Source organism: Polaribacter sp. HL-MS24 (assembly GCF_032758595.1).
GTDB lineage: Bacteria > Bacteroidota > Bacteroidia > Flavobacteriales > Flavobacteriaceae > Polaribacter.
Window position 1 is genome coordinate 2,339,417 of record NZ_CP136415.1, and the last position, 11,849, is coordinate 2,351,265.

Here is an 11,849-nt window from a genome sequence, read left to right on the forward strand (position 1 = left end):
ACCAAACACAGCTCCGCTAGTGAGTGTCCCATTTAGAAATTATATGGAGACCCCACAAAGAAGTATCATTTTAACGGAATGTTTCTTCTTTAAATCACAATAACCGTAGAATCCTATTGCGGCTGTTGCAATTACCAATGCAAGTTAAAAATAAATTTTAAAAAATACAAATAAAAATAAACATACAGTTATATAATGAAACTGTTTTTTAGAAAAATGAGGTAAAATTCAAGGGAGTAGAGGTCGAGATTGGTAAAGAGAATTCCAAAGCTAAAGGAGCTTTAAGGATGCAGTTATTTTGGAGGAAATTCAATCTTTTTTACAATAAATTAACCAATCTCCATTTGAAAATTGTTAATTTTGTAGAATGCAAAAAATAATACTCGCGCTACTGCTCGTTTGTAGTCTTCTGGGGCATTCGCAAACAGATTCGTTAAAAGTAGTCAACTTAAAGGGACAAATTGTACATGGCGAAAGCAAGCGTGCACTAAGTGCTGCCCATATTTTAAACTTGAACCGTGTGGAAGGAACCATTACCAGCGATACAGGGTTCTTTGAGCTTCTTACCCGTGCCAACGACACCATTTTGGTTTCCTATTTAGGTTTCGCTTCAATCAAACTAAAAGTTACCAACGATTTATTGAAAGGAAACGAATTGATCATTGCCTTGTATGAAAAACCAGAAGAAGTACGTGAGATTGTCATCAAGTCTACCAAATTGATTGGTGTCTTAGAAATTGATGTCAAGCAAGTGCCTAAGGACCGATTTACAAGAATCCATATCAATGGTTTGCCTCAAACCTATGAAGTTGGAAAACCTAAGGCCAAAGACTTTTCCTCCCCGTTAGCTGCCTTGTTTCAACCTGTAGATTTCTTATACACTCTTTTTGGGAAAAAACCCAAACAGTTGCGAAAACTTCAAAAACTAAAAAAGCAAGATGATTTACGAAAAATGCTTTCTGGTAAATTTGATCGTGAAGTAATGATGGAATATTTAGAGATGGACCGTCAGGAATTATCGGAACTACTCTCTGACTGTAATTATTCTGAATACTTTATCAAAAAAGCTTCTGATTTGCAAATGATCGAAGCTGTTTTGGATTGTTATGAAAATTACAAGGCAAATAAAAAGGGTAAAATTGAGCGAAATAACATTCCAGAAAGAATTCAAAATTAAACCCTGATAACAAGCTATCATTCCATGAAACACCATATGATATTCAAAAAAAAATCCAGCGATTCGCTGGATTTTTTTGTTACAAAAAGTAAATTCTTATTGATTTCCTAGGATGATTGGCATTCCAGATTTTCCAGAACCAATAACAACGACTTTGCTATTTGGTGATTTAGCCAACTGTAAAGTTGCATCTATCCCTTTTTCTTGTAGGATTTTATCGGTTAATGAAGCACTTAAAATTTTATTTGCAACGGCTTTCCCTTCTGCATCAATTTTTTGTCTTTTTGCTTCTTTTTCAGCTTTAGAAATTCTAAACTCATATTCTAAAGATTCCTGCTCTTGCTTTAATTTGGTTTCAATGGCAGTTCTAATGGTTGCCGGTAATTTTACGTCCTCAACCAAAACTCTTTTCACCAATAAATATTGGTCTTTTAGAATAAGTTGCACCTCGTCTAAAATTTCTTGCTCAATCACATCTCTTTTACTAGAATACAATTGCTCTGGTGTATAACGCCCTACAACACTTCTTGCTGCTGCATTAATGGCCGGATCTAACAATTCACGTTCGTAATCTTCTCCTTTGGTTTTAATCAGGTTTCCTAAATTGCTAAATTCTGGTTCATACCAAATTGTCCCATTTACACGAACTTCCAATCCGTTTACAGAAAGAACATTCATTTCATCAGAAATAGATTGCTGACGCACTTTTCGAACAATCATCTTATTCCATGGCAACATGATGTGAAATCCTTCGCCATAGGTTTTTTCGGTATCTATACCGCTTCCTAAACTTTCAAAAATAACTCCTCCTTCTCCAGGACCAATAGTTACCGTCGATTTAGAGAATAAAAATATTCCGATTACTGCTACAATAATAAAAAATACTCCCCCTTTTGGAAAGTTCATATCTACTTGATTTCTTGACATTTTTATTTGTTTTAAATTTACTCAAATTTACAATTTATTATTCGTTGCCTCAAAGATTTCCATTGATAAAACCACGGATCTTTTATGACCTACTAAAATTGATCTTTTCAAAGTACGAAATCCCTCTATAAAAAATTCCTGAACTACTTGACAAGAAACTCTTCAAAGAGCTCTTTTACAAGTAGGTTTGATATCTTATTGTTCTAAATTGATAGCATTAAAATGAGTCAATTCTGCATTCTCAAAATGAGTGTCTATTTGTATAGGGTTGCAACAGATTTCGCAATCTTCTACATAATTTTCGTTGCGGACGCTGGTGTCTAGCAACATTGAAATTTCTTCCCAGCAATAGGGACATTGAAAAAAGTGTTCTAACATTCTTTAAATTTTACCATAATATTTTCTTACAAACCATTCAATCGTTAACAATAAGAGAATCAACGCTAACAACCATTTAAAATCAATCAAATGCTGTTCTTTAAGAGTCGATTTTTGAGTTGTCACCAAGGTTGCATCGGAATTCAATTCATTGATCAATCGATCAATTTCTGAAGAAAGATAGGCCTTCCCTCCTGTTGCATTGGCGAATCGAGTAAGCTTGTCTGAATTTGCATTGTGAAACTGTTCTTCGATGCGAGATGCAATAACGGAAAAAGATCCTCTTTTTTGAATTTGCTGTCCTTCTACACCCACATTGTAGGTGTAATTCCCTGAAGGAAGGTCTTCGAGTACAAGCTGAAAAGTATCATTGACTAGAGAAAAAGGAATCTTTTTGATTGCTTTGTTTTCTTCGTTGACAAGTGTACACAGCAAAGAAGCCCTCTTATCAAATTGGTAATTCTCGTCTGTATAATAGGCTGAGAGATGGATAGGGAGATTTGCAGGATATACTGCAGCTGCCCTTACATCCAATCGATTTCTTTTTTTATTGGAAGCGAGGTATTGCGCAAGACTTCCAATAAATTCATCAAAATCATGAAAAGAATTATTCATTAAATAACTAGTAGCCCTCCATTTCCAAATACCTTCTCCAAAAATGACTGCTGTTTTTTGATTATTTTGCTCAAGTGTTGCAATTAAAGGCTGTTGAGATGAGATTCCCAAAACATTCTGTGACAGCAATTGCTGATGTTCTCTAGAAATCAAAACCTCTCCAAATTGATCTTTTAACGGCGGAAAATTTTTAAATCCGATGTCTTTTTGTAAAAATGGCAAAAACGAAGCATTGAAGTCTGCACTGTAATTTTCTGTCTGATGGATGGCCTGTTTCGAAAAACCTAGTTGTTGTTGATTGATGAAATTCCAATCAGTAGCCGCACCAGAAATCAAGAGATAATTTAAATTTTGTGTTTTGATTGAAGTCAATAAGTCCTTGAATTTATTATTCGGTTGATACAATACAACAAACTGACAATCATTGATTTGATTTTTTAATTCATCAATTAAAACAATTTCTACAGAACGCTGTTTATTCGTTTCAAGTGATTTTTTTAAAAGCCCTAAATCAGGGTGTGAAATGGAGGATACAATCACAATTTTTGTTTGCTCACTAATGACTTCTACAGAAAATTTCTTTGAATTATTTTGAACATTCTTTTCATTTTCTATGGGTTGAACCGATGCCGTATAAAAATGAAAGCCTTCTTTACGAGCAGTCAGATGTGGGTTGATCGTTACTGATTTTTTTGAGGGTGTAAACCGAACATTCTGAGTATAGACAGATTTCCCTTGTTGGTAAATGGTAAATCGACGAGTTACAGGGGTATTGCCTTTATAGATCAACATCACTTCTACTGGAAACTTATTTTGTACATAACTATAGGCATTCACGTTGATTTGACGAATACTCAAATCCTGATACCGTGTAGTATCTCCAATAATAATTGGGAAAACAGGTTTTTTAGGGTTGGTAAATTCATAATCAATTCCTGAAGTTTGATTGCCATCGGAAAGGAGTACAACAGCCCCATTAGGGCTTTGATACAAATTCTGTATGGCTTGTAATCCTTTGGAAATGTCAGTCTGATGCTCATTAAAACGCAAAGAGTCCTGCACACGTACATCTTCTCCAAATGCGACATATTGAATGTCAAATTTCGTACGAAGCGCTTTGTTTGATTCAATCTTGTGCACCACCGATCGAACAGTATCCGTCTGATTTAAGAATTTTATGGAAGAAGAATTATCAATCAACACCCCTAGAACAGGTTTATTATACTCAATAAGAGTTTGTTCAATCGTGGGATTGATCAATAAGAGAAATAATGAAAAAAGACTAAAAAAGCGCACTACAAAAAAGAAAGCTTTCCGATTTCTTGAGTCTTGAGATTTGTAGAGATATTGAAAATATACGATGGACAGACTCAACAAGAGGGCAAGAAGTATCAAAAGGATCGTATTTGTTTGCAATGGTTCTCTTTTTAGGTAAAGATATAAAGAACTCCCTAAAAAATGAAAACCTGCAACGTTAATTTGTTACAGGTTTTGAATGATTGCAGGTATGGAGGATTAAGTAAGCATCCCTCCGTCTACAGAAAGCGTTTGTCCTGTAATATAAGTACTCATGTCAGAAGCTAAGAATACACAAGCATTCGCAATATCTTCTGGCTTTCCTCCTCTTTTTAATGGAATTGAATCTCTCCAGTTTTGTACTACAGCAGCGTCGAGTTTGTCAGTCATTTCAGTTTCAATAAAACTAAGGCGCTATCACATTGCTTCTGATGTTACGAGACCCCAACTCAAGTGCTACGGATTTTGAAAAACCAACGATTCCTGCTTTAGAAGCTGCATAATTGGATTGCCCTGCATTTCCTTTCAACCCTACTACAGAACTCATATTGATGATAGTACCACTGCGTTGTTTCATCATTGGACGAATCACAGCTTTGGTTAAATTGAAGACAGATTTTAAGTTTACTTCGATTACCGTATCGAAATCTTCTTCAGAAATACGCATTAACAAATTGTCTTTGGTAATTCCTGCATTGTTCACCAAGATATCGATTGCTCCAAACTCTTCTACAACGTTTTTGGCTAATTCTTGTGCTGCATCAAAGTTGGCAGCATTTGATTGGTAGCCTTTTGCAGCAACACCAAACGCTTTTAATTCTGCTTCTAATGCATTTGCAGCATCTACAGAAGAACTATAGGTAAAAGCTACATTTGCACCCTGTTTTGCAAATTCAATGGCGATTCCTCTGCCAATTCCTCGAGTTGCTCCAGTAATAATTGCAGATTTATTTTCTAGTAATTTCATTTGTACTTGTTTTTGAGACGGCAAATATACTAAAATAAAAGAGGCTGACAGAAAAGGTTTGGCTTGGTCAATCTCAACTCAAATTAGAAACGATAACTAATTTAGAATGAACCAGATGCTCCTTTTTAGACAGCTCTTTTACATAAAGTAAAATGATTGCAATTACTGCTTGACTTCTTTGTTTGAAACGTAGTTAAACAAATAGTCGACATCCAATTCTTTTATTTTTCCTAATTTTTTTAATGACTTCACGTCAAGTTCATTCTTATTTCCAATCACCAAAACAGTATAAGATGCTCCTTTAATATTTTTATCAAAAAATACTTTCAAATCATTCAAGGTCATTCCTTTAATGGTATTGTACATCAATTCTCTATTGTCATTCTCAATCCCCAATTTTTTCAATCTCTCATAGGACCAAAAGATATTCGATTTTGTAATTCGTTGTGCTGCTAGCTGCTTTAAAGTAGCCTCTTTTGCTGCGTTGAACTGCTTTTCTGCTTCTGGCATGTTGTTCATCAAATCCAGCATCGCCTCAACAGCTTGTTCCAATTTATTAGCCTGAGTACCCACATAAGCCATCACATAGTTTGGCGCATCTTTTTTAGATGCATTCTCATAGGAAGCAAAAGCAGAATATGCCAACGACTTTGATTCTCTAATCTCTTGAAATACAATAGAAGATAAGCCACTACCAAAATAGGTATTAAATAAAGTTGAAGCTGCCATGTTTTCAGGATCAAAAGGGGCTCCCTTTGCTAAAAACAACATTTCTGATTGTACCATATCGTAATCAGTAAAGTATACATTGCCACCAGTTTCAATTTCTTTGTACTCCTTTTTTGGTGGGTATTCTTTTAAGTCTCCATAGAGTTTGTGACTTGTATTCAATGAGGCTACTGCAGCGTCAACACCCTTGCCGTAATAAAAAACTCGCTGTTTGTAATTCTTCATGTCTTTAATCAAAGCAACTAATTCCTCTGGATTAATGGCTTTTAATTCGTCCATTTGGATCAAATCTCTTAAAGGAGAGTCTTCACCATATTTGCCATAATTCATTAAGCCATTCCAAAGAATATTTCCCTTTTGAGTTTTCCCATCTTGGCGTCCTTTATAGATTTTCTCCACGTATTTATCATAGGCTTCTTGATCAGCTATCGCATTGTCCCAAAGATGTTCTAGCAACTCCAACCCTTTTGGTAAATTTTCTCTTAAACCATTTAAACCCACATAGGTTTTGTCCTTTGCAGTGCTTACATAATAAGAAATCCCCAATTTGTAAAACTCTTTTTTAAGTGCTTCGTTGGTGAATTTGTCAGTCCCTAAATATTCTAAATACCCAGCGGCTAGTGATAATTTTTTATCGTTATCACTTCCCATATCAAAAATGATGTTCATATCAAACAAATCATTTTTCTCGTTGACAACATAGGAAACCTTGATGTCATTTTCCGTATGTGTTTCTTGGATCGCAGTTTTATAATCTACAAATTTTGGTTGTAAGGGCTCAGATTCAATTTGGTTAAATGCTTTGATATAGTCTGAACTTTTACCCCTATTCAAATTGATTGGAGTAATTCCTGGATTGGAAACTTTTACAATATTATCATCAGTCCCTTTTCTCTTATAAGTAAGAACATAATTATTGGTATAAAAACTGTTTGCAAACGCCACTAATTCATATTTGGTGATTTTCTTTAAATCGTCTAAAAATTTAATTCGATCAGACCAATTTTGATTATAAATAAAGGCATCTACGTAGGAGTCTGCCAAAGCTGAATTGTTTTCATATTGTCTAGTTTGATTTAGTTTTAAATCATTCACAACAGCTTCGATCATCCATTCATCAAACTCACCGTTCTTTAATTTATGTATTTGCGCTAAAAGTAAATCTTTCACCTCATCTAGAGTTTGACCCGATTTTGGAGTTCCAGTAAAGGTATGATATCCGTAATCTTTTAAAAATGTCGGAGAACAGCTCGCTCTCTGTACCAATTGTTTTTGATTTAAATTTAAATCGATAATTCCAGCATTTCCATTTGCCATGATCATATCACAAAGGGTTACTAATTTTTCTTCCTCTGTATTAGTCCCTCCCGACCTAAAAGCCAGAGAAATATTTTCAGAAGTAGGACCAAAAACTTCAGTGACTACAGGCGCTGTAATAGGTGCTTCTTTCGGCAAAGTTGGATGAGTCAATTCTTTTCTTTCAAAGGTGCCAAAAGTAGCATTGACTTTTTGAATTGTAGTGTCAAATTCTAAATCGCCAACCAAAACAAGGGCCATATTATTTGGAACATAATACGTGTTGAAATAATTATTAATATCGACCATAGAAGGGTTTTTTAAATGCTCTCCAGTTCCAATAGTTGTTTGTTGTCCGTAAGGATGATTTGGAAACAAACCCTCTAACATGGCAGCATATCGTTTTCTGAAGTCATTATCTTGACCGCGATTGAATTCCTCAAAAACAGCTTCTAGCTCTGTATGAAACAATCGCAATACCAATGTGCTAAAACGTTCAGCTTCTAATCCGATCCATTTATCAAATTCATTTGCAGGAATTTTATTGGTATATACGGTTTGCTCAAACCAAGTGTATGCATTTGTTCCCGTTGCTCCAAGGGAAGCAGTCATTTTGTCGTATTCATTTGCAATAGAATAATTTGATGCTTCTAGGGAAACCTTATCGATCTCTTTGTACAAAGCTAATTTTTTAGCAGCATCCTTTTCTGCTCGATGCTGTTCGTATAACCTAGAAATTTTATCTAAATAGGTTTTTTCTTTTTCCCAATCTGCGGAACCGATTTTATGAGTTCCTTTGAACAACATATGCTCTAAATAGTGAGCCAATCCAGTAGATTCCTTTGGATCATAATTTGAACCCGCCCTAACAGCGATATAAGTTTGGATTTTCGGTTCATCAGAATTTTGACTTAGATATACTTTTAACCCATTTTCTAAGGTATATAAGCGTAATCCTGTTGGATCATTCTCCACAGTTTCATAGGTAAAACCGTTGCTGTCTTTTTGAGTTGTAGTTTCATAACTTGTCTCATTAGTTGAACAACTTAGAGCTGAGATAAAAAACACACACATACAGAATAATTTAATTTGCTTCATAATAATGTATTTATTGTTAAATAAAAAAATCCGTTGAATTTACAAATTCAACGGATTATATTTATATAAAACTACAATTTTAACAGTTACTTATGTTAAAATTAACGATTTAACACTTTTGCAACCATTTCTCCAATTTTTGCTGGAGAACTTACAACATGCACTCCATTTTCAGCTAAAATTTTCATTTTTGCTTGAGCAGTGTCATCTGCCCCACCTACAATTGCACCAGCATGTCCCATTGTTCTTCCTGCTGGAGCAGTTTGCCCAGCAATAAAACCAACAACTGGTTTTCTATTTCCATCTGCTTTGATCCATTGAGCTGCTTCTGCTTCTAAGTTTCCGCCAATTTCACCAATCATTACTATCGCTATTGTTTCGTCGTCATTCATCAACATTTCAACAGCTTCTTTGGTAGTAGTTCCAATAATTGGATCTCCACCAATACCAATGGCAGTACTGATACCAAAACCTTGTTTTACAACTTGGTCTGCAGCTTCGTAGGTTAAAGTTCCAGATTTAGAAACGATTCCTACATTTCCTTTTTTAAAGATAAATCCGGGCATAATTCCCACTTTAGCCTCGCCTGGAGTAATCACTCCTGGACAGTTAGGTCCTACTAGCGTACAATCTTTTGCATCGATATAGGCTTTCACTTTAACCATGTCAGCAGTAGGAATCCCTTCAGTAATACAAATAATTACTTTGATTCCCGCATCAGCAGCTTCCATTATTGCATCAGCAGCAAAAGCTGGAGGTACAAAAATTATTGAAGTATCTGCTCCTACTTTTTCAACAGCTTCTAACACAGTGTTAAAAACAGGTTTGTCTAAATGTTTTTGACCACCTTTACCTGGTGTTACACCACCAACTACGTTGGTTCCGTAATCAATCATTTGACCCGCATGAAACGTACCTTCACCACCTGTAAAACCTTGAACTATAATTTTTGAATTTTTATTTACTAAAACACTCATTGGTTTTTATTTTTTTTATTTTTTTACTGGTGCAAAAATAGTTTATTGTAAGTCGTAAAAAAAGAATTTTAAGAATTCTTTCGGTCTTTTAAAAATCGCTTCATTTCTGCCATTTCTTTTAGCTTTTCTCTCGATTCTGCGATCGGTGTTCCAAAGTATGATTTCCCTCCTTTAACCGATTTTGTAACTCCTGTTTGCCCAAGAATCACAGCTCCTTTGCCAATTGTAATTCCGCTATTGGTACCGACCTGCCCCCAAATGGTCACTTCATCTTCAATGATTACACAACCTGCGATTCCTGTTTGAGAAGCAATTAAACACTTTTTCCCAATTACAGTATCATGCCCAACGTGCACCTGATTGTCAATCTTGGTTCCATTTCCAATTTTTGTATCGCCAGTAACACCTCTATCAATCGTACAAGATGCGCCTAAATCGACATTGTCTTCCAAAACAACCCGTCCTCCTGAAAGTAATTGATCAAATCCGTCTGCTCTGTTTTTATAATAAAAGGCATCAGCTCCCAAGACTGTATTTGCATGAATATTTACATTGTCTCCAATGACGGTATGGTCATAAATTGCAACATTTGGATGAATGATACAATTGCGACCTATGCGTACCTTATTTCCAATAAAAACATTGGGTTGAATTACTGTCCCCTCTCCAATAATAGCACTTTCAGCAATGCTAACTTTTGCTGCGATAAAGGGATTGAAGTGTTTGGTTATTTTATTAAAATCACGAAAAGGATCTTCCGAAATTAACAATGCTTTTCCTTCTGGACAGGGAACCTTTTTATTAATTAAAATGGTAGTTGCCGCAGAATTCAATGCTTTATCGTAATATTTAGGATGATCAACAAATACAATATCTCCTTTAACAACCACGTGAATTTCATTAATTCCTGTGATTGAAAAATTGGAATCGCCCACAAAATCAGTATTGATAAGTTGCGCTATCTGTGATAAAGTTTGAGGAATATTAAATTTCAAAATTATTCTTTAATTCTTTCTTGATAGGTTCCTTTGGTAGTTTCTACCTTAATCTTATCTCCTTCGTTGATGAACAGAGGAACATTAACGATTGCTCCGCTTTCAACCGTTGCAGGTTTGGTAGCATTGGTTGCCGTATTTCCTTTAATTCCAGGTTCCGTATGGGTTACTTCTAAAACAACACTAGCTGGCATGTCTACAGACAATGGCATATTGTCTTCAGCATTGATAATGATGGTTACAATTTCTCCTTCTTTCATTAAGGAAGGTGCGTCTAAAACAGATTTTTGTAATTGAATTTGGGAATAGTCTTTTTCATTCATAAAATGATAGATATCACCATCATTGTATAAATACTGAAACTTATGAGTTTCAACTCGAATATCTTCAATCTTTCTTCCAGCAGGGAAGGTATTGTCTACAACTTTTCCGTTGGTAACACTCTTTAATTTTGTTCTTACAAATGCGGGACCTTTCCAGGCTTCACATGTAAAAATTCAACGACTTTATAAATATCGTTATTGTAACTTATACATAAACCGTTTCTTATATCTGATGTTGTAGCCATTTTCTTATTTTAATTATTATGTGATTAAGTTCTCAAATTTTTAACTTCCCATGTACCCTTTCATGATTCCTCGTTGAGAGTTTCGAATGAAAAGGATGATTTCATCTCTTTCGGTAGTCGCTTCCATTTCAGCTTCTATTTTCTCTAAGGCTTGGGTATTGTTGTATTTACTTTGATAGAGAATTCGATAGATATTTTGAATTTCTCTGATTTTCTCTGTTGAAAAACCTCTTCTTCTCAATCCGATAGAATTGATTCCCACATAGGACAGTGGTTCTTTCCCCGCTTTTGTAAAAGGGGGAACATCTTTTCGAACGAGAGATCCTCCTGAAACCATGGCGTGATCTCCTATATGAATAAACTGATGTACTGCTGCCAAACCCCCTATAATTGCATGTTCACCAATAGTTACATGCCCTCCTAAGGCAACACCATTCACTACAATCGAATTATTACCAATAATACAGTCATGAGCGATATGAGCTGTTGCCATAATCAGACAATTGTCTCCGATTTCTGTTTTACCAGATGCATTTGTTCCTCTGTTGATTGTTACACATTCACGAATGGTTGTATTGTCTCCAATAACTGTCAAAGAGTCTTCTCCTTCAAATTTTAGGTCTTGTGGAATAGCTGAGATGACTGCTCCAGGGAAGATTCGACAGTCTTTACCAATTCGTGCTCCTTCCATGATAGTTACATTGGATCCAATCCAAGTACCTGATCCAATAATTACATTGTTATGGATGGTCGTAAAAGGTTCTATTACAACATTTCTAGCAATTTTTGCTTGTGGATGTACGTATGCTAATGGTTGATTCATAGG

At 35.2% G+C, this 11,849-nt stretch carries 8 protein-coding genes and 2 pseudogenes; 1 reads left to right on the plus strand and 9 read right to left on the minus strand.

Annotation, left to right across the window (positions count from 1 at the left end; all coding sequences use genetic code 11):
• Positions 1–367 precede the first annotated feature (367 nt).
• Positions 368–1,177 (plus strand): carboxypeptidase-like regulatory domain-containing protein, encoded by an 810-nt coding sequence (locus tag RRF69_RS11090; RefSeq protein ID WP_316939847.1) that lies wholly within the window; start codon positions 368–370, stop codon positions 1,175–1,177.
• A gap of 96 nt (positions 1,178–1,273) precedes the next feature.
• Here RRF69_RS11090 and RRF69_RS11095 read toward each other — a convergent pair whose 3' ends face one another.
• The 9 genes and pseudogenes from RRF69_RS11095 to lpxA form a co-directional block, all read right to left on the minus strand.
• Entirely contained in the window at positions 1,274–2,104 is an 831-nt protein-coding gene (locus RRF69_RS11095) for a prohibitin family protein (protein ID WP_316939848.1), read from the minus strand.
• A gap of 195 nt (positions 2,105–2,299) precedes the next feature.
• The gene (locus RRF69_RS11100) at positions 2,300–2,482 is read right to left on the minus strand and encodes a CPXCG motif-containing cysteine-rich protein (protein WP_316939849.1); all 183 of its coding nucleotides are present in this window, start codon (positions 2,480–2,482) and stop codon (positions 2,300–2,302) included.
• A 3-nt stretch (positions 2,483–2,485) separates the two neighbouring features.
• Positions 2,486–4,513 (minus strand): VWA domain-containing protein, encoded by a 2,028-nt coding sequence (locus RRF69_RS11105; RefSeq protein WP_316939850.1) that lies wholly within the window; start codon positions 4,511–4,513, stop codon positions 2,486–2,488.
• A 99-nt stretch (positions 4,514–4,612) separates the two neighbouring features.
• Positions 4,613–5,360: pseudogene (gene fabG, locus RRF69_RS11110) on the minus strand (3-oxoacyl-[acyl-carrier-protein] reductase).
• A gap of 162 nt (positions 5,361–5,522) precedes the next feature.
• Positions 5,523–8,483: a M16 family metallopeptidase gene (locus RRF69_RS11115; protein ID WP_316939851.1), complete on the minus strand. Its 2,961-nt coding sequence runs from the start codon at positions 8,481–8,483 to the stop codon at positions 5,523–5,525.
• Positions 8,484–8,584: 101 nt separating this feature from the next.
• The gene (gene sucD / locus RRF69_RS11120; RefSeq protein WP_316939852.1) at positions 8,585–9,460 is read right to left on the minus strand and encodes a succinate--CoA ligase subunit alpha; all 876 of its coding nucleotides are present in this window, start codon (positions 9,458–9,460) and stop codon (positions 8,585–8,587) included.
• 68 nt (positions 9,461–9,528) lie between these two features.
• Positions 9,529–10,455 (minus strand): UDP-3-O-(3-hydroxymyristoyl)glucosamine N-acyltransferase, encoded by a 927-nt coding sequence (locus tag RRF69_RS11125; RefSeq protein ID WP_316939853.1) that lies wholly within the window; start codon positions 10,453–10,455, stop codon positions 9,529–9,531.
• A 2-nt stretch (positions 10,456–10,457) separates the two neighbouring features.
• Positions 10,458–11,023, minus strand: a pseudogene (efp, locus tag RRF69_RS11130) (elongation factor P).
• Between the two features lie 40 nt (positions 11,024–11,063).
• Positions 11,064–11,846, minus strand: a complete 783-nt coding sequence (lpxA, locus tag RRF69_RS11135; RefSeq protein WP_316939854.1) for an acyl-ACP--UDP-N-acetylglucosamine O-acyltransferase — start codon at positions 11,844–11,846, stop codon at positions 11,064–11,066.
• Between the last annotated feature and the right edge of the window lie 3 nt (positions 11,847–11,849).